Source organism: Marinomonas foliarum, assembly GCF_003337275.1.
GTDB classification, from domain to species: domain Bacteria; phylum Pseudomonadota; class Gammaproteobacteria; order Pseudomonadales; family Marinomonadaceae; genus Marinomonas; species Marinomonas foliarum.
The window spans coordinates 91,555-117,535 of sequence record NZ_QPJQ01000001.1 but is presented as its reverse complement, the minus strand read 5'-3'; the positions used below and the strand labels follow the sequence as shown (position 1 = coordinate 117,535).

Annotated in this window: 24 protein-coding genes; 18 read left to right on the top strand and 6 right to left on the bottom strand. The window is 44.0% G+C overall.

Going from position 1 to position 25,981, the window contains the following annotated elements; all coding sequences use genetic code 11:
- Positions 1–18 precede the first annotated feature (18 nt).
- From DFP77_RS00555 to DFP77_RS00535, 5 genes are all read left to right on the top strand, one after another.
- A complete protein-coding gene (locus tag DFP77_RS00555) occupies positions 19–639 on the top strand; it encodes an L-threonylcarbamoyladenylate synthase (protein ID WP_114410357.1) in 621 nt (206 codons plus the stop codon).
- A 115-nt stretch (positions 640–754) separates the two neighbouring features.
- Positions 755–1,657: a 23S rRNA pseudouridine(2605) synthase RluB gene (gene rluB / locus DFP77_RS00550; protein WP_114410356.1), complete on the top strand. Its 903-nt coding sequence runs from the start codon at positions 755–757 to the stop codon at positions 1,655–1,657.
- A 29-nt stretch (positions 1,658–1,686) separates the two neighbouring features.
- Positions 1,687–2,142 carry a DUF1499 domain-containing protein gene (locus DFP77_RS00545; RefSeq protein ID WP_114410355.1) on the top strand — a complete coding sequence of 152 codons (456 nt, stop codon included), beginning with the start codon at positions 1,687–1,689 and terminating at the stop codon, positions 2,140–2,142.
- Positions 2,143–2,191: 49 nt separating this feature from the next.
- Positions 2,192–2,911: a response regulator gene (locus tag DFP77_RS00540; RefSeq protein WP_114410354.1), complete on the top strand. Its 720-nt coding sequence runs from the start codon at positions 2,192–2,194 to the stop codon at positions 2,909–2,911.
- Between the two features lie 4 nt (positions 2,912–2,915).
- Entirely contained in the window at positions 2,916–4,430 is a 1,515-nt protein-coding gene (locus tag DFP77_RS00535; protein WP_114410353.1) for an ATP-binding protein, read from the top strand.
- Between the two features lie 23 nt (positions 4,431–4,453).
- On the opposite strand, the gene DFP77_RS00530 is transcribed toward DFP77_RS00535, so the two are convergent.
- Both DFP77_RS00530 and argF read right to left on the bottom strand, forming a co-directional pair.
- A complete protein-coding gene (locus DFP77_RS00530; RefSeq protein WP_181858469.1) occupies positions 4,454–5,380 on the bottom strand; it encodes a LysR family transcriptional regulator in 927 nt (308 codons plus the stop codon).
- Positions 5,381–5,477: 97 nt separating this feature from the next.
- Complete coding sequence (gene argF, locus DFP77_RS00525) at positions 5,478–6,383, bottom strand: ornithine carbamoyltransferase (protein ID WP_114410352.1); 906 nt, start codon at positions 6,381–6,383, stop codon at positions 5,478–5,480.
- 243 nt (positions 6,384–6,626) lie between these two features.
- Between argF and grxD the strand changes: the two genes are divergently transcribed.
- The gene (gene grxD, locus DFP77_RS00520; protein WP_114410351.1) at positions 6,627–6,956 is read left to right on the top strand and encodes a Grx4 family monothiol glutaredoxin; all 330 of its coding nucleotides are present in this window, start codon (positions 6,627–6,629) and stop codon (positions 6,954–6,956) included.
- A gap of 96 nt (positions 6,957–7,052) precedes the next feature.
- The gene (locus DFP77_RS00515; RefSeq protein WP_114410350.1) at positions 7,053–7,676 is read left to right on the top strand and encodes a peroxiredoxin; all 624 of its coding nucleotides are present in this window, start codon (positions 7,053–7,055) and stop codon (positions 7,674–7,676) included.
- A gap of 115 nt (positions 7,677–7,791) precedes the next feature.
- Here DFP77_RS00515 and gloA2 read toward each other — a convergent pair whose 3' ends face one another.
- From gloA2 to DFP77_RS00500, 3 genes are all read right to left on the bottom strand, one after another.
- Positions 7,792–8,181 carry an SMU1112c/YaeR family gloxylase I-like metalloprotein gene (gene gloA2 / locus DFP77_RS00510; protein WP_114410349.1) on the bottom strand — a complete coding sequence of 130 codons (390 nt, stop codon included), beginning with the start codon at positions 8,179–8,181 and terminating at the stop codon, positions 7,792–7,794.
- Between the two features lie 11 nt (positions 8,182–8,192).
- Positions 8,193–9,146: a LysR family transcriptional regulator gene (locus DFP77_RS00505; protein ID WP_114410348.1), complete on the bottom strand. Its 954-nt coding sequence runs from the start codon at positions 9,144–9,146 to the stop codon at positions 8,193–8,195.
- Between the two features lie 112 nt (positions 9,147–9,258).
- On the bottom strand, positions 9,259–10,146 hold the full coding sequence (locus DFP77_RS00500) for a LysR substrate-binding domain-containing protein (RefSeq protein WP_114410347.1): 888 nt from the start codon (positions 10,144–10,146) through the stop codon (positions 9,259–9,261).
- A gap of 251 nt (positions 10,147–10,397) precedes the next feature.
- On the opposite strand from DFP77_RS00500, the gene DFP77_RS00495 reads away from it, so the two are divergent.
- The 11 genes from DFP77_RS00495 to DFP77_RS00445 all read left to right on the top strand — a co-directional run bounded on the left by DFP77_RS00495 (position 10,398) and on the right by DFP77_RS00445 (position 24,811).
- Complete coding sequence (locus DFP77_RS00495; protein WP_114410346.1) at positions 10,398–11,003, top strand: YitT family protein; 606 nt, start codon at positions 10,398–10,400, stop codon at positions 11,001–11,003.
- 322 nt (positions 11,004–11,325) lie between these two features.
- On the top strand, positions 11,326–13,110 hold the full coding sequence (locus tag DFP77_RS00490; RefSeq protein WP_114410345.1) for an EAL domain-containing response regulator: 1,785 nt from the start codon (positions 11,326–11,328) through the stop codon (positions 13,108–13,110).
- A 74-nt stretch (positions 13,111–13,184) separates the two neighbouring features.
- Entirely contained in the window at positions 13,185–15,884 is a 2,700-nt protein-coding gene (locus DFP77_RS00485) for a hybrid sensor histidine kinase/response regulator (RefSeq protein ID WP_114410344.1), read from the top strand.
- 193 nt (positions 15,885–16,077) lie between these two features.
- Entirely contained in the window at positions 16,078–17,865 is a 1,788-nt protein-coding gene (locus DFP77_RS00480) for an ATP-binding protein (protein WP_114410343.1), read from the top strand.
- Entirely contained in the window at positions 17,862–19,196 is a 1,335-nt protein-coding gene (locus DFP77_RS00475; RefSeq protein ID WP_114410342.1) for a cobyrinic acid a,c-diamide synthase CobB, read from the top strand. The genes DFP77_RS00480 and DFP77_RS00475 overlap by 4 nt, the downstream gene beginning before the upstream one ends.
- Positions 19,197–19,202: 6 nt before the next feature.
- Positions 19,203–20,339, top strand: coding sequence for a cobalt-precorrin-5B (C(1))-methyltransferase (locus DFP77_RS00470; RefSeq protein ID WP_114410341.1), 1,137 nt, complete (start codon positions 19,203–19,205; stop codon positions 20,337–20,339).
- Positions 20,336–21,124 carry a precorrin-6A/cobalt-precorrin-6A reductase gene (locus DFP77_RS00465; protein ID WP_114410340.1) on the top strand — a complete coding sequence of 263 codons (789 nt, stop codon included), beginning with the start codon at positions 20,336–20,338 and terminating at the stop codon, positions 21,122–21,124. The genes DFP77_RS00470 and DFP77_RS00465 overlap by 4 nt, the downstream gene beginning before the upstream one ends.
- Complete coding sequence (locus tag DFP77_RS00460) at positions 21,121–21,786, top strand: precorrin-8X methylmutase (protein ID WP_114410339.1); 666 nt, start codon at positions 21,121–21,123, stop codon at positions 21,784–21,786. The genes DFP77_RS00465 and DFP77_RS00460 overlap by 4 nt, the downstream gene beginning before the upstream one ends.
- Before the next feature lie 153 nt (positions 21,787–21,939).
- Complete coding sequence (cbiE, locus tag DFP77_RS00455; RefSeq protein ID WP_258860944.1) at positions 21,940–23,301, top strand: precorrin-6y C5,15-methyltransferase (decarboxylating) subunit CbiE; 1,362 nt, start codon at positions 21,940–21,942, stop codon at positions 23,299–23,301.
- A complete protein-coding gene (gene cobI / locus DFP77_RS00450) occupies positions 23,298–24,038 on the top strand; it encodes a precorrin-2 C(20)-methyltransferase (protein WP_114410337.1) in 741 nt (246 codons plus the stop codon). The genes cbiE and cobI overlap by 4 nt, the downstream gene beginning before the upstream one ends.
- Positions 24,035–24,811, top strand: coding sequence for a cobalamin biosynthesis protein (locus DFP77_RS00445; protein ID WP_114410336.1), 777 nt, complete (start codon positions 24,035–24,037; stop codon positions 24,809–24,811). The genes cobI and DFP77_RS00445 overlap by 4 nt, the downstream gene beginning before the upstream one ends.
- An 18-nt stretch (positions 24,812–24,829) precedes the next feature.
- Here DFP77_RS00445 and DFP77_RS00440 read toward each other — a convergent pair whose 3' ends face one another.
- The gene (locus DFP77_RS00440; protein ID WP_114410335.1) at positions 24,830–25,954 is read right to left on the bottom strand and encodes an alkene reductase; all 1,125 of its coding nucleotides are present in this window, start codon (positions 25,952–25,954) and stop codon (positions 24,830–24,832) included.
- Positions 25,955–25,981: the final 27 nt, after the last annotated feature.

Sequence of the window (25,981 nt, the reverse complement as noted above, 5' to 3'; positions counted from 1 at the left end):
ATTTTTGTGGAGAGCAGATTGAGTCAATTTTTTCAGATACACCCAGAAAATCCGCAAGTACGCTTGATAAAGCAAGCAGCGGAAGTGATTCGCGGAGGCGGCGTAATTGCTTACCCTACGGATTGTGGGTATTCACTTGGCTGTCACCTTGGCGATAAGACTGCTTTAGATCGAATTCGTGCTATTCGTCGTTTAGACGATAAGCACAACTTTACCTTGGTGTGCCGGGACTTGTCTGAAATATCAACATACGCACGTTTTGATAATCACTTATACCGATTATTAAAAAACAATACCCCAGGCCCTTACACATTTATATTCAATGCCACATCAGAAGTACCGAGACGATTGCTGCATCCAAAAAGAAAAACGATTGGTATTCGCATTCCCAATAATCAGATAGTTTCTGCGCTACTAGAAGAATTGGGTGCTCCGATTATGAGTGTATCTTTGATTCTACCTGGCGAAACGGACCCAATGACAGATCCATATGATATTCGCGATACGTTGGAGCATGCTCTAGATTTAGTGATTGACGGCGGTTTTTGTGGGCTGCAACCGACAACAGTTGTTAAAATGGATGCAGACAGTATCGAGGTGGTGCGTATTGGTGCTGGTGATCCTGCGCCGTTTGCGTAAAATGGTACAGATACCGCTGTAAAGTCTCAGGCTGTGTGACTTATAATGCGGAAAATAGTTAACTAATTTTATTAAAACTGGGTTGCTGAGAAGCATTCCCTCTAAGAGGTTCGTAATGGACGAGAAGTTACAAAAAGTATTAGCAAGAGCGGGTCAAGGTTCACGTCGTGAGATGGAAACTCGTATTCGCGAAGGTCGTGTATTGGTTAATGGCGAAGTTGCTACATTGGGTGACCGCGTTAGCGTGAAAGATACGATCACAATAGATGGCTATTCTATTATTGCTACTGAGGCAGGTGAAAACCGCCGCGTTATTATTTATAACAAACCAGAAGGCGAAGTATGTACTCGTAAAGACCCTGAGGGTCGACCTACTGTGTTTGATAAGCTGCCAAAGCTGCGCGGAGAGCGTTGGATTGCTGTTGGCCGTTTGGATATTAATACATCGGGTTTGCTTCTGTTCACAACTGACGGTGAATTGGCAAATCGATTAATGCATCCATCAACGGAAATTGATCGTGAGTATCTTGTTCGCGTGATGGGTGAAGTAACAGAAGAAAATTTAGCCGTACTTAAAAAAGGCGTTATTTTAGATGATGGCGTTGCCAAGTTTACCGACATTGTTGATGGCGGTGGTGAAGGTATTAACCGTTGGTTCTATGTTTGCTTGATGGAAGGCCGTAACCGTGAAGTTCGTCGTCTTTGGGAGTCTCAAGGCGTTAAAGTTAACCGTTTGAAACGTGTTCGTTTTGGTCCTGTCTTTTTGCCATCTAAAGCTAAAGTTGGGCGTTGGGTCGAGATGGAAGATAAAGACGTTAACTCTTTGTGCGCAATGGTTGATCTGAAACTATCGGAATTGACATCAAAAACTCAACAAGAGAAATTAGAGTTGAAACGCCATAAAAACAAAGCCACAGCCGGTGGAGCTCGTCGTGCGCCACCTAAAGGTTTTGATTGGCAGAGCAATGATAAGCCTGAGTTTAAACCTAAAAAGCCAGGTAAAAGATCGTTTCGTTAAGATAAAAATGGCTTAGGAGTCGCAGAAGCATGGTTCGCTGGATAATTGGATTAGTTGTTGCTTTGGTTATTGGGTTTGGCATTTATGTCAGTATTGGCAATAAATTACCAGAAGGGTTGGGTTTAACCGATGGCTTTTTAAAGGCTTGCCCTTCTTCTCCAAACTGTGTCTCAACTCAAGCATCAGAAGATGATGAAGTCCATTATGCTGAGCCGATTATTTATACCAGTGATCGAAAAAGTGCACAGCTGGCTATTGAGTCATATCTGCTTGGGCAAGGAAGTACTCGTATTATCGCCAGTACGTTGGGTTATGTTCATTTTGAAGTGAAAAGCTCATTGATTGGTTATGTGGATGATGTCGAAGTTTACCTTCCTGATGCGGACAGTGTGATACATGTTCGCTCTGCTTCTAGGGTTGGCTACTCAGATTTTGGTGTTAATCGAGACAGAGTTAGACAAATGAAAGAACTTTTAGTAGATTGATTTATAAGTCTTTTGATCTAAAACGATAATAACTGGACGAGGATCGCCCATGAGTATAGATGACAACAAAACTATTTTGATAGTGGAAGATGATGAGCGCTTGGCGCTACTTACTCAGGAATATTTGCAAAAAAATGGCTTCAATGTGGCAATTGAACCTGATGGACGTAAAGCAATTTCTCGTATTATTGCCGAGCAGCCTTCTTTAGTAATCCTTGATTTGATGCTACCAGGTGCTGATGGCTTTACAGTATGTCGAAGTGTTCGAAATGACTATAAAGGTCCTATTTTAATGCTAACGGCTCGCAGTGATGATGTTGATCAGATATTAGGTTTGGAGATTGGTGCAGATGATTATGTGTCTAAACCAGCCAAGCCTAGAGTGTTGTTAGCTAGGGTTCAGTCTTTATTACGTCGTAGTAATCAAGATGTTGACCTTGACGCTGCCTCCTCTAAAGAAGAGCAAAACCTCATATTTGGCCCATTAACTATTGATAATTCTCGTCGTGAGGCATGGCTTCTTGAAGAAGAGGTTGAGTTAACCAGTGCAGAGTTTGATTTGCTATGGCTGTTGTCGAGTAATGCTGGACGAATTCTTAGTCGAGAAGAAATTTTCGGAGAGTTACGTGGTATTGAATACGATGGTCAAGACAGATCTGTCGATGTTCGTATTTCTCGTATACGCTCGAAAATAGGTGATGATCCTATTCACCCTCGTCGTATTAAGACCATTCGTAGCAAAGGTTATTTGTTCGTAAAAGAAGTGTAGCCTGATGCGTGCTGAAATGTGGCGATTATATCGACACCTTATTATAGGAGGTGTCGTTATTGTTGCATGTTGCTATATTGTTATTGAGTTTACTCAAGCTCGTTTTAGTGGCTCAAGAGAAGAGCAATTACTCTGTGTCGATGCAGAAATAAGCTCAGCCTTATTGCTTTCAGGTATTCGACAAGAAATTCCAGAGTCCCAATTCAACTGGACTGTTCAACCCAGAGAATCTCTCAATATTTCGGCCATTTCAGCTTTGATTCAAGAGAAAAAGTGGCTAAAACTCCCCGAAGACAGTTATCAGATAGCTCTTGGTAAATCCGATGAGCCCGTGCTGGTTGGTCGTGTTGATGAAAGTGATCCATTGTTTCAGTTAGAGTTTTTGCTTAGTCAGTTATTGTTAACGGATTTAATAAGTTATTCAGACAAGTTGGTTTTACTGGAAAGTTTCAACTGTGTGGATATGGAGGCGGTTTCTTACGACGTTCCTGGTCCATTAACGGGCGTGGCAACAGTCCACGGAGCTTATACTAAACATGGTTTTGTTTGGAGAGATAAAAATGCCAGTCAATCTCTACTGGTGTTTGTCACTGAAGAAAATGATGTTTCTTTATCCTTAGTCGTTGTTATCGTCGTGGGTTTGGGAATCGCTGTCATGTTGATTTTAATTTGGCGGGAGCTCGTTTCGTTAGATTCTAAACGCAAGACATTTGAAAGTATTACTCGCCAGATTGCCCGTGGCCGAAGCGGCCTTCCAAAAGGTGTTCCAGACAGTAGTGGGACATTAAAAGAGTTAGCTTATTCATTTGATTCAATGTCCTCTCATATACAGCGCTTATTAAAAGTGCAGAGAGAGATGATTAATGCCATTTCCCATGAACTTAGAACTCCGATCGCTCGTTTACGCTTTGGGTTAGAGGTTATGAAAGATGAAGTGGATGATGGTGTTGCTAAAACGATAGAAGCTCTAGAAGGTGATGTAGAAGAGTTAAATACCCTTGTAGATGAGGTATTAACCTACGGAAAACTAGAGGGTGGTTCGTTAGAACTTAACTTTAAAGAGTTGTCTGTATCGCAATTGGTTGATGGGATTTTGAGTCATAATCATTTGTTGTTGCAGCATCTTAGCGTTGAAGTGAATATTTCCAAAGAAGATATTGTCTTAGCTGACGAGCATCATTTAAGTCGCGCTTTGCAAAATCTAATTCTTAATGCCGCCAAATATGCCTCGACAGCAATATCTGTGACTTTTTCATACGATGACGAACGTTGGCAATTAGATATTGAGGATGATGGCCCAGGCATTGCTTTTGAAGATAGAGATAAAGTCTTTATACCATTTCAACGGCTAGACAATAGCCGTACACGAGCCTCAGGAGGGTATGGTTTGGGATTAGCGATTGTTCAGAGGATTGCGTTCTGGCACGGTGGTGCTGTGTTGATTGATGCTAGTGAATCTGGTGGTGCCAAATTTAGCTTTATTTGGTCTCGTAACCAGCATAAAAAAACTGTGGCGTAATGCTGGTTACGAAGGCTTGCTGATTATAGTTCTGGTGCCAAAATGCCTTTTAGATTTTTAAAGCAAGTTTTTGACGCTGTTGTTATCAGATCTTCCATGTAGGTGTTTTCACGCTGATCTTTCCTTATTGCCAAATAGAGCTTACACCAAACCCCTTCTTCGCCAAGCGACTTAGTAATTACATATTGTCGGTTGGTATATTCCGTTAATGCCCAATTTGGTAGGCAGCATACGCCACGGCCACTTGCTACTAGCTGCATCATCATTAGTGTCAATTCACTGTGGCGAATTTTCGCAGGAGATATATCGGCAGGGTTTAGAAAGTGTTTGAAGATATCTAAGCGTTCGGTTTCTACAGGGTAGGTAATCAGTGTTTCTTTAGCGAAGTCTTCCGGTGTTAAGTATTCTTTTTTAGCAAGAGCGTGATGTCGCGATAGCGCAACTTGTGACTCATACTGAAATAATGGAATGTACTCAATGTTGGTAATGTCTTGCGGGTCGGATGTTACCACCAAATCCAGATCGCCACGGGCAAGCGCAGGCAGCGGCATAAAGCCAAAAGCTGTTGAAAGATCCAATTCAACGTCTGGCCAGTGCTCACGGAAATGGTCAATAGTTGGCATAAGCCATTCATAGCAACTGTGGCACTCAATAGCGATGTGTAAGCGACCGCTTTCACCTTCTGCGAAGCGTTGAATATCGCGCTGAGCAGAGCGGAATGACAGTAGCACATCATCGGCAAGCTGCAATAAACGTAATCCTGCACTGGTAAAGCGGACGGGTTTTGTTTTTCGTATGAAAAGCGGGCAGCCTAGCTTTTCTTCAAGATCTTTGAGCTGATGCGACAAAGCGGATTGTGTTAGGTGAACTCGTTCAGCAGCTTCAACTAAGCTTCCAGTTTCTCTGAGTGCGGCCAGTGTTTTTAAATGCCTAACTTCAATAATGCTCATAGTAATTCACTGTTGATGTGTCTTTTCAATGTTGGGGCAGTGCTTGGGAGTAAAAAAGCTCGTAGAGAAACTCACTCATACGAGCCTTAATAGTGTGTTAGCGGCACAGCAAAAATTCAAGTAGCGCTTTCTGTGCATGTAGGCGGTTTTCTGCTTCATCCCAGACAACGCTATCAGAGCGGTCAATCACATCGGCAGATACTTCTTCACCGCGGTGCGCTGGCAGACAGTGCATGAATAAAGCATCAGGATTTGCTTTGGACATTAAGTCTGTATTGACTTGGAAACCATCAAAATCTTTTAGACGTTGCTCTTGCTCATCTTCTTGTCCCATAGAAGCAAAAACATCGGTCACGATTAAGTCAGCGCCTTTTGCTGCTTCGTGAGCGTCGTGAAGTACGGTAATACGATCGCCGTGTTCAGCAACAAGTTCAGCGTTAGGCTCGTAACCAACAGGGCATGCAACAACCAATTTGAAGTCGAGCATGGCGGCCGCATTGATGTAGGAATTACACATGTTATTGCCATCGCCAACCCAAACGACTTTCTTATCTTCGATTGACCCGCGGTGCTCTTGGTATGTTTGCATGTCTGCAAGTAGTTGGCATGGGTGATAGTCATCGGTGAGGGCGTTGATTACAGGTACCGAAGAATATTTAGCGAAAGTTTCTACTGTTTGATGATCGAATGTTCTAATCATTACGGCATCAACCATGCTCGAAATCACACGAGCACTGTCTTCTACTGGCTCACCGCGACCAAGCTGTGTATCGCGTGAAGAAAGAAATAACGCGTGACCACCAAACTGAGCCATGCCGGCTTCAAAAGAAACCCGTGTACGGGTAGATGATTTTTCAAAGATCATCGCCAACACTCGGTTTTTAAGCGGTTGAAATAGTGTGCCTTCGTGATGGATTTTCTTAAGCTCAGAGGCTCGAAATAATAACTGTTTTAACTCATCGGAAGAAAGATCCTTCAGAGTAAGAAAATGTCTAGGCGACACGCTATAGCTCCTTAATTGTGTACTGAAAAGGGAATCGACCAATTTAATACACTCAGGTAAGTGAGTAAAGGACATTTAACAAGGGAAAGTGTAACTGAAAGCGCTCTTTTGGGGTTGTAAATACACCACTAGACCCAATAAACTGATGCAAGTTTAGTGAATTTAATAGACTTGAATTTCGTAAGGGCTTTAATCATTGATTGAGTCATTACAAAAAGACAGTTGCAGAGCGAGGTTTTAAGCATGAGTAATACAATCGAAACAATCAAAGAGCAAATTAGCAGTAATGATATTCTGCTTTACATGAAAGGTAATCCTCGCGCTCCGCAGTGCGGGTTTTCATCTCAGGCTGTTCAAGCATTAATGTCGTGTGGCGAGCGTTTTGCTTTTGTTAATATTTTGGATAACCCAGACATTCGTGCTGAGCTACCAAAGTTTGCTAACTGGCCAACATTCCCTCAGCTTTGGGTTAAAGGTGAGTTAGTAGGTGGTTGCGATATTATCGTAGAGATGGCATCTAACGGCGAATTACAGACGTTGATTAATGAAGCCGTAGGTTCTTCTGAAGAATAAGTTTTTTGCGTTGCTTATTATGGTAAATAATACGTGATGCTACGTTGAGTTAAATTTAGCCTTTAAACATCAAGCAATAAAAAGGAGACGTTAAAAATGTCTATTTTAGTTGGTAAGAAAGCTCCAGATTTTACAGTTCCTGCAGTATTGGCTGACGGCCAAATTGTTGATTCTTTCAGCCTAGCTGAAACAATCAAAGGCAAATATGCAATCGTGTTTTTCTATCCATTGGATTTCACATTTGTATGTCCTTCAGAAATTATCGCTATGTCACACCGCATGGACAAATTCCGTGAAATGGGTGTTGAAGTTATCGGTGTATCTATCGATTCTCATTTTACTCACAATGCGTGGCGTAACACTCCAGTAGAAGACGGTGGTATCGGTGCTGTTGAATATACTCTAGCTGCAGATATGGACCATGCAATTGCTAAAGCATACGGCATTGAGTCAGAAGGTGGTGATTCTTACTACCCAGCTGGCGTTGCGATGCGTGCGTCTTTTGTTATCGACCAAAAAGGTATCGTTCGTTCACAAGTAGTAAACGATGAGCCTATCGGTCGTAACATGGACGAATTGGTTCGTGTTGTTGATGCACTTCAGTTCTTCGAAGAAAATGGTCAAGTTTGCCCAGCTGGCTGGAACAAAGGTGACAAAGGCATGAACACATCACCTGAAGGCGTTGCGTCTTACCTTGCTGAGAATTCAAAATCACTATAAAACTTTCGTTTTATAGTAAAAAGAGCGTCTGCTACTGAAAAGTAGTGGGCGTTTTTTTTTGTGTCGAGCTTATCGCTATATTAGTGAGTGGATGATTAGTAAGTTGATGCTGTGTTTATAGTTGGTAAAGCTCTAGAGGTAAGTCGTCAGGGTCGGCGAAGAAGGTAAAGCGTTTGCCAGTAAGCTCATCCCATCGAATGGTTTCAGTTATGACGCCATGCTGATTTAGATGTTTTATGCAGGATTCCAAATCATCTACAGCAAAAGCCAGATGTCTCAGGCCTTGGGCTTCAGGCCGGGAAGGGCGTTCTGGCGGCGATGGAAATGAAAAAAGCTCGATTTGTTGGTTGGGGTTAATAGCAAGATCTAGTTTGTAGGATTGACGCTCTTCTCTATAAGTTTCAGCAATGATACGAAAGCCCAATATTTCGCTATAAAACTTTTTTGAAGTTTGATAGTTCGAACAAATAATAGCGACGTGATGAATGTGTGAGACTGAAAACATAATGATACGTCTTATTTTTTTGTTTGTGCTTTTAGCTCATTGGCTACATCGATGACTTGCCTTCTAAACCAAATATGGCTGGCATCATGATGAAGTAATGGGCTCCAAATCATTTTAAGTTCAATTTTTGGTATATCGAATGGTGGGTCTAAAATAACGAGGTCAGGGTTCTTCTTATTAACCATGGCGACTTTTTTAGGCAGAGTTGCAATCAGGTCTTGTTCAAGCGCCAGATGCATTGCTGTGTGGTAGCTTCTGGTAAAGACTCGAATGCTACGTTTATGATCCAGAGTTTGCAGTGCTTCATCAACCCAGCCTAATTTTTGTACGTCGTTTGGGTCCATGCCGACGCCCACGCCAAACCCTGTCTTACTTACCCAAATATGCTGTGCAGCTAAATAAGCTTTAATGTCAAAGTGGTCTTTAATTGGATTTCTTGAGCTCATCATGCAGACAAAAGTGTCGAACCAGACGCTTTTTTGATGGAAGGATTGCGGTAACTCTTCAAAACGATTAATCGCCATATCAATCTTCCCCGCTTCGACATCATGAAAGGTAACATCGCTAGGAGTCATGATATCGAGTGTGATCCCAGGCGCAAATTCGCGTAAGCGGTTCAATAGTCTGGGAATAACAGTAGACGCAGCGTAGTCGCTTGCCATAATGCGAAACACACGTGTACTTGTGCTTTCATTAAAGTCTGCTTCAGGTTGAAGTGCTTCTTCTAACTCTAGAAGTACTTTACGTACAATAGGTTGTAAACGTAAGGCTTTCTCTGTGGGCTTCATACCTTCGCTGGTGCGAACAAGTAAAGGGTCACCAAGCAGATCTCTTAAGCGCTTTAATCCATTACTCATTGCTGGCTGAGTAATGTTTAGTTTGCTTGCAGAGCGTGTGACGTTACATTCTCTTAACAGTACATCGAGATAAATAAGAAGATTAAGATCGATTTTATTAATATTCATATTTTTTATGAGTTTCGCATGGCTTATATAATGAATTAATTGTATTGACCTTTGTGTAAACTACAACAATAGAATGCATATTGTGAGTCTACATTTTGCTTTGTTGTCGGTGTTAAACTCCCGGTAAAATTGGGACGGCACAGCAAAGATCAATAAAACGTTGGGCGTTCTGAGTGAGAGCCGTATTTTTTGGTGTCACTATTAATAGGTTTCGGTTCAGTTCTAATGGTGTTTGATAAAGACGGATCAGCCCAGAGTTGAGTTCCTGTGAAATAGCCATACGCGACAAACAGCCTAGCCCCATTTGATGGATTACGGCCTGTTTTACCGCTTCCATATGAGCAAGGGATAAAACCACATTGAGTTGGGAAATATGAGCTGCAGTTGCCTGTTCCAATATGTTTCGTGTGCCAGACCCTGATTCTCGCATTACCCAGCTGGCTTCTTTTAAGTCTTCCCAAGATAAACTTTCTGGTCGGTCTTCTTCAGCAGAGCCAAAAACAACTAATTCGTCTTTAAGCCAAATTTGAGTCATGAGTTCAGCGTGCTGACAGTAACCTTCAATGAAGCCCACTTCAGCTTTGCCTGTTAATAGCTGTTGGATAACACTTTGCGTATTGCCAATATCCAAGTTAAAACGAATATTTGGGTGTTGGCGCTTAAATAGAGACATTTGTTTTGGGAGTAGATAATTACCAACACTTACGCTGGCTGCCAAATGGAGTGAACCACTAAGCTCATCTTCATTGCCCATGCTTTCTATTTGCTCTATCTGGCTGAGAACGGCGCGTGCTTGTGGAAGTAGGTGCCTAGCTTGAGGGGTGATTTGTAAACGCTTGCCATGCCGTCGAAAAAGAGGGCGTCCAAGTAATGCTTCTAATTCTCTTAGGGCCTGACTGGCTGCAGGCTGGCTGATAGAGACCATTTCGGCTGCAGCTGTTACTGATCCGGTGTGCACAACGGCTTCAAATATCTGTAATTGTCTAAGTGTTATTCTCATTTTGCTATTGTAGCTCTGTTTTTAGCTGGAAGAGTAGTGCTAATGTTTATTGACTATATAAATGGGGGAAAGTGCCAATAAATCCGTAAAAATTGATTGTGCATTTTTCTTTTATGGTATGAAATATGCAGAAATTTGTATTGATAGACTCAGTACTGCAATCGGTCTGTGTTATCCGCTTCCACAAGAGGCGATTTACAAACCTTTGTTATTAACCAAAAGTTAATACGATTTATGTGAAGGATTTTGCCATGAAAACTACCCATCGTTGGCTCTCTATTGTTGAAGGCTGCTTGCTCGTTGCTTTAGGCATACACATTCTTAATTCTGCTGGGTTATTAATTAGCGGAACGGCAGGAGTGAGTATGATTCTACTAAGGCTGACAGATCTGTCATTTGGAACCTTATTTTTTCTTCTTAATATTCCTTTTTATATCTTGGCTTGGTGTACCTTGGGTCGCGATTTTACTATCCGAACATTTGTTAGTGTGAGCCTATTATCTGCTTTATCAGAGTTGATGAAGCATTATGTTGTCTTATCTATCCATCCTGGACTTTCAGGTGCGTTAGGTGGGCTATTAGTAGGTTTTGGGCTGATTATTCTATTCCGCCATAACGCTTCATTGGGTGGATTAAATATTTTGGCTGTCTATTTAGAACGTCGATTCTCTATCCACGCGAGTAAAACCACTTTATTTGCTGATATCTCGGTTTTGATTGCAGCTGTTATTTTTCTTGATTTAAGCCAGCTAGGTTATTCTTTGGTGGCGTTTTTGCTATTGAGCTCTGTTGTAGGACGTTACCATCGACCACCTAAATGGGCGCAGAGTTCTTTGGTTGATGCTAAGGCTAATTGAGGTTTTTATTCTTCTAGCTGCTACTACCTAACTAGGTTGATTAAGATGCTTCACGTGGCAATATGATTTATTGGATGCATCTCTTTGGTGCTTTTTTGTTTTGCTGTACTCCCCGTTTAATAAATATGTACCCTAAATACACTTACATTATAGTATAAGGTGTGTTTTCTTTACATTTCGTCTCTTTATCTGCATAACTAAGATGGATATTTTGTCAGGAACAGGGTTAATATTTAGGGGCGTTACTTAAATATTGTTCGATTATGGCGTTTTAATTACTTTTACAAGTGATTGTTAAATCATAGAAAAGGCATAGCTAGGTATGAAGCAATTCCCAACAGTGTTAATTGTCGATGATGTACCAGAGAATTTACGCGTATTACAGGAAGTGATGGACGCGTTAGATTGTCATATTGCTGTTGCGAATTCTGGTGAACGTGCATTAGAGCTGCTTGAGCGAACTGAACCTTGCTTAGTACTGCTAGACGTTATGATGGGAGGCATAGATGGTTTTGAGACTTGTCGGCGTATTAGATCTCATCCTATACACAAAGACGTCCCCGTTATTTTTGTCACTGCATTAGAAGACGAAGTAAGTCGAGGTTTTGAGGCAGGCGGTAATGACTATATAAGTAAGCCTATCCGAATTGAAGAAGTTCGTTCAAGAGTCCAGCATCAGCTAGAAAAGTTCCAATTAGTAAATGAGTTAAGAGAGCTTACTGCGTCACTAGAAGAGAAGGTTCGTGAGCGCACAGCCGATCTTAATTTGGTAAATCGAAATCTTCGAAAAGAAGTGAACGAAAGGCGTTATATGCAAGATCGACTCAATTATCTTGCTCAGCACGATTTCGTAACCCAACTTTATAACCGCGATGCACTAGATGAGCACGTATCCCACCTTATTTCTGGAGTCCAAGCTAAAACAGCCGAGCACATACCATATTTTATTTTAATCGACGTGAACGAGTTTCGTCTGATAAACGATTCATGTGGTTGTATCGCTGGTGACGAATTGTTGCACCAGTTGGCCATTATGATGAGTGAACTTGCCGATCCTCAACGAGATTTCTGTGCACGTTTAAGTGGTGATAAATTTGCCATAGTGATTAGCCAAGGCGGCGATGTGGCGGTTGAGTCTTTTTTTCGTCTATTGCAGCAGGGCTTTAAAGACTTCGCCTTTGTGTGGGATGAACGTCAATTTCGAATGACCGTAACGCAAGTCGCTATGCCTATTACTATTGATATGGTGTCATTTGAGCAAGTTGTCATGCTGGCTGATGAATTATGCTATACCAGTAAAAAGTCTGGTATTCATTCTAAAGTTATCAAGAATGCACAAGATTTAGCATATGAAGAACATCGAGGGAACTTAAATTGGGGCCTCCGTATTATCGATGGTTTAGAGAAAGACCTTTTTGAAGTTCATTTTCAGCAAGTGTTTTCACTTCTTAAAGAAGGGCCAAAAAAGAAAATTGAGATACTGGTGAGACTTATCGATGAAGAGACTGGTAAATTAATTTATCCAAATGATTTTATCCGTGCCGCAGAGCGATTTGGAATTGTTTCCAAGATAGATCGCTGGGTGATTCGTAATACTATGCGTAAAATGGCTGAAAACAGTGATTTGTGGGACACAATTGATCAGGTTGCACTTAATGTTTCAGCACTTTCTGTCAGGCAAGCGAACTTTGCTGAATACATCGTTGAGCAGTTGGCGGAATTTCAATTAGACGGTTCAAAGTTTTGCTTTGAAATTACCGAAACCGAGGCATTAAATAACTTCGCTGATACCCGTCGTTTTATGTCTTTGTTGCATGAGCATGGCTGTACGATTGCGTTAGATGATTTTGGAACAGGTTTTTCTTCTTTTGCCTATTTGATGGATTTGCCTTTCGATTTAATCAAAATAGACGGCATGTTTATAAAAGACATGCACCTTAACGAGCTTCACTTCGGCATGGTGGATTCAATCGTTAAACTAGCCAAAATGCTGGATAAACCTGTTGTCGCTGAGTTTGTGGAAAACCAAAGTATTGTTGATAGACTTAAATTGCTTGGGGTTGAATGGGGCCAAGGCTACTTTTTTCATAAGCCAGAAAAACTGTAGAGTATCGAAACCTCAAATCTAAACCAATATCTCATCTACATAAGTCTAGTGTTTGATGTTTTTAGGGATTAAACATGGATATTCAACTGCCTACACTTTTCAAAATACTTGTCTTTTTATTTTGTGTGACCGCTTTTGCTTTGGTTATTCTTCAGCTTGTTTTTTTATGGCGCTTTAAACTTCTACAGCGCCGTTATTCAAGAGCAATTTTAGCAACTAATGCTGGAGTGTGGGAGTGGTATCCGGAAACGAATCGTTTGTATGCTTCCTCTGAATTTTTCATGCAGTTGGGTTTTGAAGAAAAAAAGACGCCAAAATGCGTAGAGGATTGGTTGGCGTTCTTATCGCCAGACGATCAAGTAACGTTCAAGGCATGGAAAGCCGCATTACTTGAGCAAGAAGTAGCGATTGAACGTAAGTCAGTACGTTTGCAAATACAAAACCCTTCAAAAGAATGTTTTTGGATAGAGATGCGCGGTAGCGTTACTCGTAGAGACAGTCGTAATAGGGCCTTGAGCGTAGCTGGAATTTTTGAAGAAATAGGTTATTGGGTCCAGACTGAGAACGATTTAATTGTGGCCCGTGAAGATGCGCGGCGTCGAGAGCTGACCTTGTCTTCGTTGCTTAATAATATCCCCGATATTGTTTGGTCTAAAGATGAGCAAGGGAATTACCTTGATTGTAATCAAGCCTTTTTAGATTTCAATCAACTGACATTAGATGAAATTAAAGGAAAAAGTGACTTAGAGCTAAACCTAGATGGGAAAGGCGCTTATTACCAAAGTGTAGGAAATACTCCCTTAAAAACGGGTATGACATCACATGAACAAGGTTGGGGGACGCCAAAAGATGGCGGTGAGCCATGTTTGTTTGAAGTTCATCGTGTTCCAGTGGTAGAGCCTTCGATAAACTTTTGTGGCACTTTAGGTATTGCCCGAGACATTACCGAACGTCACCGACTTTTTAACCAATTAAAACTATTTAAAAGCTTTGCTGATAATTCAGCACAAGGCTTTGCTATGGCGACATTGGATGGTGATATCAATTACTTCAATAAAAAAATACGCAGCCTGCTTGGTGTTGATGAAGAAGTGACTAATTCATCTTTAGCTGAATTAAATTATCTCGATTTTTACCCTGAAGCTAGCCAGAAATTCCTTAAAGAAACCGTGATTCCTTATGTGAAAGATCATGGTGTCTGGGAAGGGGAAATGCAAGCTAAGAGCATGGATGATCGCATTTTTGCTACTCACGAAACTTATTTTTTACTGCGTGATGAAAATGGTCATGCCACTTCTGTTGGTTACATAATGAGTGATATCACAGAACAAAAAAATGTCTCAGCACAATTAGAGCAAGCCAAAGAAGCAGCAGAACAAGCAAGCCAAGCGAAAAGCCATTTCCTTGCCAATATGAGTCATGAAATCCGCACCCCGCTCAATGCCATCATTGGCTATGCGCAATTGATTAGCGAAGATAATCAATTGACGGGAGTTTCCCGAACGCGATTTTTATCTATTGCCAGCGCAGGTAATCGCTTACTAGGCTTAATTAACGATATTTTAGATATTGCGCGTATTGAATCTGGTCGACTTGTATTGCATGAGCAAAAAATGAATCTTTGTCGAGAGGTTAGTCAGATTGGCAGGCTCTTTCAAGGTCAAGCGCAGGAAAAAGGTTTAGACCTTACTGTTGATTGCGATATTGATGAGCGTCTGTCTGTTTGGATGGATCCAGTTAAATTTCAGCAGATCATCACTAACCTTTTAGGCAATGCGGTGAAGTTTACAGCTCAGGGGTATGTTCAGGTCGTTGTTCAAATTGTAGAAGACCGCATTCATGTCAGTATCGAAGATACAGGCCCTGGAATCGAGACAGAATTAATGGAGCATTTGTTTACGCCATTTATACAGGGTAAAGCTGGTGAAGCGTCAGGCGGAACAGGGTTAGGTTTGGCATTGTCGACGACTCTAGTTAAGTTAATGCAAGGTTCGCTATCGGTCAAAAGTAGTGACGGTGTAGGTACGCAAATTGTCGTCGATCTACCACTATCAAAAGTGGAGGACGGTGACGTGCTGGATGGTGAGGAGCAAGATTCTTTACTGAATATGAGGTTAAACAACCCGATAAGAGTGCTGGTGGCAGAGGATGACGAATGGTCTAGAGATATTCTTGTGTCTTTGCTCGAAAAAGCAGGCTGTCAGATAATTGAAGCCGAAGATGGGGAGCAAGCCATAAAAGCGTTTAGGCTGAATCCACCCGATTTGGTGATGACAGACATTCGAATGCCCAATAAAACAGGAATCGACTTATTAAAATTTATTCAAAAAGAAGACACAGAACAGCTGATTCCTGTTATTGCGGTGACTGCGTCGACATTGATTCATGAACAGCAAGCACTTTTGGACGAAGGTTTTTGGCAGGTAATTGCCAAGCCTTATCAGATTGAAAATATTTATACCGCGTTAGCCGCTCACCTTGATGTAAAATTTGTACCTATCGTTGAAACGACAAAAAGGAAGAATGATACTGGTGGGGAGTTTAAAGAAGCAGCTTTGGACGCTGAGCCAAAAGAGCCATTAACTGAGTTAACAGTAGACGATTGGCAGCCATTATTGCGAGCTGCACAAAGTGGTGATGTTCAGACCACTGAAGAAGTATTTCAGTTACTAGGTAAGTCCTTGCCTTCGAATCAACAAAAAGCCATTCAAACGGCGATCAGTCAATTTGATTTGGGTTTAGTGGAAAACCTAATTGCCCAATATTCTGCTTAACAAGAATTAGTCTAAGAAGCCCTAATTTACGGTATGTTGTCTTTGTTGTATGTATTCCACTCAAGGCATATTGAAGGATTTGGGTTTGACAGTAATCTGGATAAGGTCAAACAAGACAAATCATAGAGAAAACGCCTACAATAGACGGCTTATGATTTCCTTTTGACTTTAATCAATCGCAACAGGTAGCTCAATGACCGGTTTAGCCTCTAGTGACTTTCCTTTTACCGCAGTAGCGGGGCAAGAGCCGCTTAAACTGGCGTTGATTTTATGTGCGATTAATCCGCAAATTGGCGGTGTCTTGATCAGCGGTCCGCGTGGATCTGCAAAGTCTACCTTGGCGCGTGGTTTGTCTGGCGTCATGCCAGCTTTACAAGATGATGAATCTGTTCCTTTTGCCACTCTACCTCTTGGTACCAGTGAAGATCGCTTGCTTGGCGCATTAGATTTAGAGCAAGTTCTACAGGATAAAAATGTCGCTTTTAAGCCCGGCTTATTGAGTAAAGCCCATGGCGGCGTCTTGTATGTCGATGAAGTGAACTTGCTTGCCGACCATTTAGTTGATCAACTTTTGGACGTGTCCGCCAGCGGTGTAAACCGTATTGAGCGTGATGGCATCAGCCATGAACACGCTGCGCGCTTTTTATTGGTTGGCACCATGAACCCCGATGAAGGCGAGTTGCGTCCGCAGTTAAAAGACCGCTTTGGGTTAATGGTTGAATTAGTGAATCAATACAGCCTTGAAGAGCGCGTACAGATTGTTCGTCTGCGAGACGAATACGATCAAGACACTCAAGCATTTTGTGAAGCCTTTAAATACAAACAGCGCAACCTAAAAAGCAGCATTCGCTTGGCAAGGCAAGCTTTGACACAAGTGCGTTGCTCTGATGAATTACGTTTAGATGTCGCAACTCGCTGTCAGTCAGCCAACATAGACGGTGTACGTGGCGATATTGTTTGGATTCGAGCCGCTATGACCCACGCCGCTTGGCGTGGCGCAAAAGTCGTGTCCTTAGATGATATTCAAGCGGTGGAAGATTTGGTGTTGGCACATAGACGCCAAGTTAAAACTCAGAACCAGTCACAGCCTCCTAGCCCACCACCGTCTCGTCGTCCTGATAGTTCGCGTTCGCCTTCGCAAAACAAAGGTAATCAGCGACAAGATCAAGAAAGCTCTCAAGATAACCAGACCCATAAGCAAGATGCTTCTGGGGAGTGGGGCAGTATGTCTCCCCAAACGCTTGCGAGCAGCGCGCCGATCAATGTTGTCATTGATGACAAACCGGATGAACGAAGTGCAACTCAATCAATGGTCGCCGAGGTGACGCCGGGAAAGCATAAAGGCAAGCAGCTGGGCGGTTATCGTCCTGATGTGGCGCAATCAATTGACCCTCAAGCAGCGGATGGCATTGACTGGTTTCGTAGCATTATCAGTCAGCCGCAAGAATGGCCACCGAAGAACCTGGCTCATAAGCCCGCTAAAACCGGTCAATCTGTTTTGCATTTGGTGTTGTTAGATACCTCTGCATCCACCTTGAGCCAAGGCGTTTTTGCCCATGCCAAGGGTGTGATTTTAGACATTGCTAAGCGTGCCTATTTAGCGCGAGAACAGATTGCTATTTTAGGTTTTGGACAAGATGGCGTGTCGTCGATTTTGGCCAAAGTCCGCGCTCCTAAAGAAATCTCTGATTTATTGGAGGATTTAGGTGCTGGTGGCGGTACGCCATTTCGTGTTGCTATTGAAAACGCCAGTCAGTATTTGGCGCAGCAGCATAAAGCAACGACAGGCTTGCACAGCCAAACTTACATCTTGACCGATGGCCGCACTCAAGCCGACGTGTCAGATCTTGTGTTGCCAGGCAATACAGTATTAATCGATATTGAAAACGCGCCAGTTAAACGAGGCCGAGGCCAGGATATTGCCCAGCATTTGGGCGCACAATACGTTTCATTAAATTCGCTCTTAGAGACTGCTTTATGACCACTTCTGTTGTTCATTGTCCCGCGTTATTTTTGACAGCTCCCGCGTCTAATCAGGGAAAAACCACCATTACGGCGGCGTTGGCGCGTTATTTTACCAATCAAGGCAAAGTAGTTCGTGTGTTTAAAACAGGTCCTGATTACCTAGATCCGCAGATTTTAGCGCAAGCGTCTAAGCAGCCAGTCGAGCAACTGGATATTTGGATGGCGGGCGAAGAGTATTGCCAAGACATGCTTTACCAAGCTGCCCAAGTGGCAGATTTGATCTTGGTGGAAGGTGCCATGGGCATGTTTGATGGCGAACCCTCCAGTGCCGATCTTGCCGTTCGTTTTGGTATTCCCATGGCGATTGTTATGGACGTTAAAGGCATGGCGCAAACCGCTGCAGCGGTAGCGACTGGCTTGGCGAATTTCCGTGATGATGTGCAAGTCGCAGGTCTGATTGCTAACCGTTGTGGCAGCGAACGCCATGCGGAATTGATCCGCGATGCGCTACCTAAAAGCTTGCCTTTGCTCGCAACCTTAAAGCGTGATGAAGAAATTACCTTGCCAGAGCGTCACTTAGGTTTGGTGCAAGCTGATGAAGTAAAAGACGAACTAGAAGTGCGTTTTGAAGCGGCAGTAGAATGGCTGAAAGAAACTCAAGACACGGGCTTGTTGGCATTGCCTAACACCGTGCCTTTTTATGCCGCTAAGCAAATAGATGACAGTCAAACCATCGAACAAAGCTTGCTGGGTAAAACCATTGCGGTTGCTAGAGATGCCGCGTTCAGTTTTATCTATGATGCGAACCTGATTGCTTTGAAAAGCTTGGGCGCGAGGGTGGTGTATTTCTCTCCCTTGCACGATCAAGCTTTACCCGATGCTGATGCCCTTTGGTTGCCGGGTGGTTATCCTGAATTACACACCAAAGCGCTCTCTGAAAACCTTCCAATGCGCCAAGCCATCAAGGCTTTCTTCCATTCGGGAAAAGGTATTTTAGCGGAATGTGGCGGCATGCTTTATAGCTTGGATGATCTAACCGATTTGGATAATCAGTGTTATCCAATGTTGGGGATTTTATCAGGTCAAGGCGCAATGCGCGGCAAACGCGGCTGCCAAGGCATGCAAACTGCGGTGATTCCACAAGGTGAAATTCGCGGCCATGCGCATCACAGGTCGCGCAGTGCCAATACACCTGAGCCGGTTGGTTATGGTCGTCGTCAGCGACACCCAGCACCGGGCGAGGCGATTTATCAGCAGAAAGGCTTAACCGCGAGTTATTTGCATTTGTTTTTCCCTTCGAATTTAGACGTCACTGCTAAGATCTTTTTAGCGGGTCAGCAGGGCTAGCGGATTATGTGGCCTGAAAGTGCTGAATCGCCCGCGCCACTGCGTACGGGCTTAACCACCGGAACCTGCGCGACAGCTTGCTGTGTGGCGGCGGCTCAGGCACTTTTTGCCCAACAACAAGATGCAAGCGTCAGCGTCACCTTGCCTAAAGGCAAAGTGGTTGATCTGCCGATTATCGAATACCAAGAAATAGACATGGGCATCAAAACCGCGACGATTAAAGACGCTGGAGACGATCCAGACGCGACCCACGGGGCAACCTTATTTGTCGAGCTTAGATTATCGCCAGAGCAGGGCGTACGCTTTCATGCGGCGCAAGGCGTGGGCACTGTGACACGCACCGGCTTGCTGCTTGATGTTGGCGAACCAGCAATTAATCCAGTGCCGCGTAAAATGATGACCGAGCATTTGGAAGGTTTTGCGCAAACCTATCAATATCATGGTGGTTTCGATGTGTCAGTTGGCGTGATTAATGGCGAGCAAATCGCGCAAAAAACCATGAATCCACGTTTGGGGATTTTGGGTGGCTTATCGATTTTGGGCACCACAGGCATTGTGCGTCCGTTTTCCTGTGCCGCCTACATTGCGTCTATTCATCAGGGCATTGATGTAGCTCGTGCTAATTCAATTACACACATTGCCGCTACCACTGGCAACGCCAGCGAAGACGCGATAAAAAGTCATTATCAGCTCGATGATATGGCTTTAATCGAAATGGGCGACTTTGTTGGTGCCGTGTTAAAACATATTAAAAAAGTCGAATCCGCTGCGTCTGTTCAACTGACTAAGCTGAGTATTTGCGGAGGCTTTGGTAAAATCAGCAAGTTGGCTCAGCATCACATGGATCTAAACAGTCGCGCATCCAGTATAGATCTTGCTTCCTTGGCGCAATTGGCGGCCAGTTTAGGCGCTGAGGCTGAGTTACAAGAGCGTATGACAAACGCCAACACCAGTGTGGAAGCCTTGTCTTTTGCCATGTTCGCAGGATTACCTCTGGCTGATGCCATCTGTCAGCAAGCTTTAGACTTTGCAAGACAGCACATTCCCGCTCATATCGAGTTAGAAGTCTGGGCGATTGATCGCAAAGGCCAATTTGTTGGTAAAGCCTTGGATGCGGATATGATTAAGCGAGACGAGCTATGAAGGTTTTATTGTTGGGTGGCACCGCCGATGCTCGCCGTTTGGCCGACTCATTACATAAAGAGAGTGTAAGAGTCATCTACAGCTTGGCGGGGTTGGTACGCGTGCCAAAAGTCGATTGCCAGCTGGTGGTAGGAGGCTTTACCCAATTTGGTGGGTTAGCTCAGTACTTGAAAGACAATAATATTGGCGCGATTTTGGATGTGACCCATCCTTATGCGCAAACCATGAGCAGCAAAGCCGTCACGGCCACTAAATATGTTGGCATTCCCTGCTGGCGTTTTCATCGCCCTGCTTGGCAACAAGAAGAGGCCGATGACTGGATATATTACCAAGATGAAACCGATTTACTTGCTCAGCTTGATGGTTTTCGAGTGCCCTTATTAAGTGCTGGGCAAATGAGCGAAGCGTTATTAGAACGTATTTTACAATTGCCGAATATCGAACGTATTGTGTGGCGAACGGCGGTTGAGCCTAAGTTTGATCTGCCAGATAAGATAGATTGGATAAAAGCCATTGGGCCTTTTGCCTTAGAAGACGAGCGCCAATTGTTAATGGATCACGGCATTGATGTTATCGTTAGTAAGAACAGCGGCGGTTCGGCAACCTATTCCAAGCTTGAAGCCGCCAGAGAATTATCTATTCCCGTTTTACTGCATGCTCGGCCATTGTTGCCAGAAGCAGAACGTGAATTTAGTGACACAGAGGAGTGCCTTCAAGCCTGTTTAGCCGCTTGGGGGAATACTTCTAGTAACATTAAGCATCAACAAAAAGATAGCCAACAGTGACTTCTTCAGACGACTCTCAATACGAAAGAAAATACGAAAACAACCCTCAAGCCATTGAGAGCGACAGCTTTCGACAAATCCGCGAGCTAACTGATTTGTCTGGCTTGAGCCAAGATCAGCAGCAAGTCGTTATGCGTGTGGTACACAGTTTGGGTTTGCCAGACGTTGCTGAACAAGTGCGATTCAGTGCCAATGCAACTCAAGCTGGGCGCAAGGCGTTAGCCAACAATGGGGCGATTTTGTGCGACGTGGAAATGGTCAAGCAAGGCGTGACCAAGCGCATGATAACGCAGGAACCCTTGTGCTTTTTGAACGACCCTCGCACTGTCGAATTGGCCAAAAGCAAAGGTGAGACTCGCTCTATGGCGGCGCTGAGTTTATGGCAGCAAGATCTTGCTGGCAGCGTGGTTTTAATCGGCAATGCACCAACGGCCCTGTTTCGCTTGTTAGAAATGATCGAACAAGGCTCGCCAAAACCAGCTTTAATTATCGGCATGCCGGTGGGATTTGTCGGCGCAGCGGAATCGAAAGACGCGCTGTGGGAAGCCCATGAGAAACTGGGTATTGAATGCATCACCTTGCTAGGGCGAATGGGTGGCAGCGCCGTGACATCGGCCAGTTGTAATGCTTTGTTGCGGTGTAATTTAGGCGAGTATTATTAATGCATTCCATGAGTCTTGGTATTCAATGCATTTGCGCCTGTTTCGCAAGCTCAACGCGTCAGCGTGAATCAAATACCAAGGTTCTTGTTATCCGTTTTTTACTCTCGTTAATCCACCTAGCTTAATTTAATGGCATTGAATGGAAGTAGGTTTATGAAACACACACAAATGCCAATCCATGTAATCGGTCTGGGTGTTAATCAAGAGGCGCATCTGGATGAGGCGGTGCAAGTGGTTTTGGCGAGCTTGTCGGTGAACGATATTGTGTTGGGTGCTCCTCGTCAGCATGAAACTATTGCGCACTATGCCCATCTGGCTCGTCGTGAAGATCTGCCCAAACTTAGTATGTTGAAAGAAGCCTTTGCCGATTGGCAGTCCGAAGGGGCGAAGCAAGTGGTGGTGTTAGCTTCTGGCGATCCGCTGTATTACGGCATTGGTGCTTGGTTGATGCGTACTTTTTCGCTTGAAAACCTACACTTTTATCCGAATGTTTCCAGTATCCAAGCGGCCTGTCATCGTCTTGGTTTGTCTTTGCAAGATGTGCAAGTAGTGAGTTTGCACGGTCGTCCTTTGGCGTCTTTGCGTCGTTATTTGCAGTCGAATAAAACCTTGGTTTTATTGACCGATCAATACAGCCAACCGAAACATGTTGCCGAAGAATGCGTTAAAGCAGGGTTGGATCAAAGTGAGATAACCGTATGTGAAGCCTTGGGTTATCCGCAAGAAAAAGTCCGTACGTTTGCAGCTAAGTTTTTTGTAGAGTCTGAACTAGAATTCGATCCGCTCAATGTGATCGTGCTGAAAACCAGCCAACAAACCTCACTTTATCCTAGCTCAGTTGGTATCCCTGATACGGCTTTCATCACCGATAAAGGCGACGGTAAAGGCATGATTACTAAGCGGGAAGTGCGCTTGGCGATTTTGTCTTACATGGACATTCAGCAAGGCGACACCGTTTGGGACATTGGCGCGGGCTGCGGTGGTGTGAGCGTGGAAATGGCCTATTGGCATCCGCGTAGTCAGATTATCGCCATTGAACATCATCCTGATCGCTTGGCTTGTTTGGCGGCTAACCAAGATCGATTTGGTGTTATGCAGAATTTATCTATTGTCGCAGGGCGAGCGCCGGACGTGCTGGTGGATTTACTTGCTGACAATTTGTTTGCCGGCAAAAACGCACTACATGGCAAGCCTAACAAAGTCTTCATTGGTGGCAGTGATGGTGAATTGAATACCTTGATGGCGCAGGTTTGGGAGCTATTACCCGATGGTGGCAGTTTGATGGTCAGCGCTGTTACCGAAGAAACAAAATATCAGGTCATGCAATTCGCGCAACAGCGTGACCAAGCACAAGACGCCGACGAGCAGAGTTTGCAGGTATCGATCGCCAAAGGCGAGCGATTAGCGGGGCAGCGATTATTTCGTCCTAGTTTGCCGGTGACGCTTTATCATTTTAGAAAATATACGGCCACAACATCGGCCATCAATACAAATCATAAGGAAAACGCACAATGAGTGCCTTGGAAACATCACAAAAAACAGGCCGATTCATTGGTGTGGGCGTAGGTCCTGGTGACCCAGAATTGATCACCTTAAAAGCCTTGCGTTTAATTCAGCGTGCCAGTGTGGTGAGTTACCTTGCCAACGACGAAGGTGGTTCCCAAGCGAAAAATATCGCCAGTGAAGCCTTTGCGGGCGTTACTCATGCGCAAAATGAAATTGCCATTGTCATGCCGATGTCGACAGATCGCTCCTTGGCAAATGAAGCTTACGACAATGGTGCGAAAGCCATTGCCAATGAATTATCGCAAGGCAAAGACGTGGTTTTCTTGTGTGAAGGCGACCCGTTGTTTTTTGGCTCTTTTGCTTATTTATTGGAACGCCTAGAAGGCGATTTTCAATGCCAAGTGGTGCCCGGTGTGTCGTCAATCAATGCCGCATCGTCCGCCTTGAATCATCCGTTAACCGTATTAAAAGAATCCTTTGCGGTGGTGAGCGGTCGTCACACCGCACTGCAAATTGATACTGCGCTAGAACAACACGATAGTGTGGTTATCATGAAAGCAGGACGCGCGCGTCCTCGCATCTTGATGGCTCTGCGCAAAACCAATCGTATGCAAGATGCAAAATATCTTGAGTACATTGGCCGTGACAACGAACGTATCGTGCGCGATGTATCGACCTTGGAAGACAAAGTAGGGCCGTATTTCTCCTTGTTTGTGGTGACTAAAAGTGAGCGAGGCACTCGGTGATACGCTTTATCGCATTAACGCCAGCAGGTGAACAGCTAGCGAAAAAACTATTGTCTAACGGGACACAGAATAACTGGCCAGATGCGGTTGTCGACTACAAACCAAAACCTTTCGCCGAGTTCGTGCAAACGGCGTTTAAAAATGGCGATTGGCTGGTGTTTATCTGTGCCACTGGCATCGTGATGCGAACGCTCGCGCCTGTGCTACAAGACAAGTATCAAGACCCGCCAGTCTTGGTATTGGATGAAGAAGGTAAGTTTGTCATTCCGCTTTTATCTGGACATGAAGGTGGTGCGAACGAGTGGGGCGCGCAAGTGGCAAAATCCCTTAGCGCACAGTTGGTTATGACCACAGCGAAGCCTTACTTGAATCCTATTTATACTCTGGGAATGGGCTGCGAACGCAACTGCCCGCTGGAATTTATCGAAAACCTGATGCTTGATGCGCTTAGTCAAAAAGGCTTAACGCCAAGCGATATTCATTCCTTAAACAGCATCGACATCAAAGCCGACGAAACCAACCTCATCGCCCTCGCGGAAAAATACCATTGGGACTTCAACACCTACAGTGCCCAAGAGCTCACGCCAATGGAATCGCTTCTTAGTACCAAATCCGATTACATCCTCAACACCGTCGGTGTTTATGGCGTCGCCGAATCTGCCGCGCTGTTAGCTGCCCAAATTAAAACAGGTACAGAACCTGAGCTTATCTTGAATAAAATCAAAAACGCCAAAGCGACCTGTGCTTTGGCAAGAGGGTTTAGAAGCGAATAAGTGCTTTGTTTCTCTAATTTAATAGGAAGCTTCTTCCCATGTTGGATAGTCACTGTAGCCTCGCTCAGATCCCCCAAAAAGAGTTGATCCATCAAAGGGGGCAAGTGGTAAATTTTGCCTTAAACGCTTTGGTAAATCTGGGTTCGCTACGAAGTCTCGACCAAAGGCAACTAAGTCTGCATAACCATTTGATATAACCCATTCAGCACGAGAAAGGTTATATTTTCCTGCTACGATGATTGGGCCACTAAAGCGGCTTCGAATAGTTTGTCTAAATGATTCCGTGAATGTCGGCGCATCATCCCAATCCGCTTCGACAAGGTGTAAATAAGCAATGCCTATTTTGTCTAAGAATTCAGCAGCGTCGGCAATGGTTGGAAGAATGTCTGAGCAATCCATGCCACGTGCAGTAAGAAATGGTGCTAATCGTATTGCTGTATGCAGAGGACCTATTTGATCGGCCACAGCGATGACCACTTCTTTTAGAAAACGCAGGCGATGTTCACGTGAGCCGCCATATTGGTCTTGTCGTGTGTTAGACGTGGTACGAAGAAATTGGTCAATTAAATAGCCATTTGCTCCATGAATTTCAACACCATCGAATCCTGCATCCATTGCATTTTGCGCTGCGTGTCTATAATCCTGAATAATAGCTGCGATTTCTTCTTTGTTTAATTCCCTAGGCGTTGGACAATCGACCATAACACCTTTATCCGTAGCAGGGTCAACTTTCCATATCTGCCCTTTAAAAGGCTCTGCAGATGGCGCGACAGGTAGATCTCCTTGATGGAAGTCTGGGTGAGACATACGACCAACGTGCCAAAGCTGCAGAAATATTTTACCGCCTTTGGAATGAACAGCGTTAGTCACTATACGCCATCCTTTTACCTGTTCTTCACTGTGGATGCCTGGGGTGTAAGAATAACCTTTTCCATGTGGTGAGATTTGTGTCGCCTCTGTAATGATTAGTGCTGCGGATGCACGTTGTGCGTAATAGAGCGCGTTCATTTGGTTTGGAATATCACCCGGTTGAGTGCTTCTGGCGCGTGTCATTGGTGCCATAACAACTCGATGAGGGTGCTCTTTTCCTAAAAAGGTAAATGATGAAAAAAGTGTATTTGGGGTGGTGTTGTTCGTTAGCATCTTATTGATCTCCACGTTAATCAGTAA

Excerpts from the sequence above, each read along its gene's own strand:
- DFP77_RS00475 (WP_114410342.1), top strand. The coding sequence starts at position 17,862 with ATGACCACTTCTGTTGTTCATTGTCCCGCGTTATTTTTGACAGCTCCC.
- grxD (WP_114410351.1), top strand. The coding sequence starts at position 6,627 with ATGAGTAATACAATCGAAACAATCAAAGAGCAAATTAGCAGTAATGAT.
- DFP77_RS00535 (WP_114410353.1), top strand. The coding sequence starts at position 2,916 with ATGCGTGCTGAAATGTGGCGATTATATCGACACCTTATTATAGGAGGT.
- DFP77_RS00440 (WP_114410335.1), bottom strand. The coding sequence starts at position 25,954 with ATGCTAACGAACAACACCACCCCAAATACACTTTTTTCATCATTTACC.
- DFP77_RS00530 (WP_181858469.1), bottom strand. The coding sequence starts at position 5,380 with ATGAGCATTATTGAAGTTAGGCATTTAAAAACACTGGCCGCACTCAGA.
- rluB (WP_114410356.1), top strand. The coding sequence starts at position 755 with ATGGACGAGAAGTTACAAAAAGTATTAGCAAGAGCGGGTCAAGGTTCA.
- DFP77_RS00500 (WP_114410347.1), bottom strand. The coding sequence starts at position 10,146 with ATGAGAATAACACTTAGACAATTACAGATATTTGAAGCCGTTGTGCAC.
- cobI (WP_114410337.1), top strand. The coding sequence starts at position 23,298 with ATGAGTGCCTTGGAAACATCACAAAAAACAGGCCGATTCATTGGTGTG.
- DFP77_RS00480 (WP_114410343.1), top strand. The coding sequence starts at position 16,078 with ATGACCGGTTTAGCCTCTAGTGACTTTCCTTTTACCGCAGTAGCGGGG.
- DFP77_RS00495 (WP_114410346.1), top strand. The coding sequence starts at position 10,398 with ATGAAAACTACCCATCGTTGGCTCTCTATTGTTGAAGGCTGCTTGCTC.
- gloA2 (WP_114410349.1), bottom strand. The coding sequence starts at position 8,181 with ATGTTTTCAGTCTCACACATTCATCACGTCGCTATTATTTGTTCGAAC.
- DFP77_RS00470 (WP_114410341.1), top strand. The coding sequence starts at position 19,203 with ATGTGGCCTGAAAGTGCTGAATCGCCCGCGCCACTGCGTACGGGCTTA.
- DFP77_RS00490 (WP_114410345.1), top strand. The coding sequence starts at position 11,326 with ATGAAGCAATTCCCAACAGTGTTAATTGTCGATGATGTACCAGAGAAT.
- DFP77_RS00485 (WP_114410344.1), top strand. The coding sequence starts at position 13,185 with ATGGATATTCAACTGCCTACACTTTTCAAAATACTTGTCTTTTTATTT.
- DFP77_RS00540 (WP_114410354.1), top strand. The coding sequence starts at position 2,192 with ATGAGTATAGATGACAACAAAACTATTTTGATAGTGGAAGATGATGAG.
- DFP77_RS00515 (WP_114410350.1), top strand. The coding sequence starts at position 7,053 with ATGTCTATTTTAGTTGGTAAGAAAGCTCCAGATTTTACAGTTCCTGCA.
- cbiE (WP_258860944.1), top strand. The coding sequence starts at position 21,940 with ATGAAACACACACAAATGCCAATCCATGTAATCGGTCTGGGTGTTAAT.
- DFP77_RS00545 (WP_114410355.1), top strand. The coding sequence starts at position 1,687 with ATGGTTCGCTGGATAATTGGATTAGTTGTTGCTTTGGTTATTGGGTTT.
- DFP77_RS00505 (WP_114410348.1), bottom strand. The coding sequence starts at position 9,146 with ATGAATATTAATAAAATCGATCTTAATCTTCTTATTTATCTCGATGTA.
- DFP77_RS00465 (WP_114410340.1), top strand. The coding sequence starts at position 20,336 with ATGAAGGTTTTATTGTTGGGTGGCACCGCCGATGCTCGCCGTTTGGCC.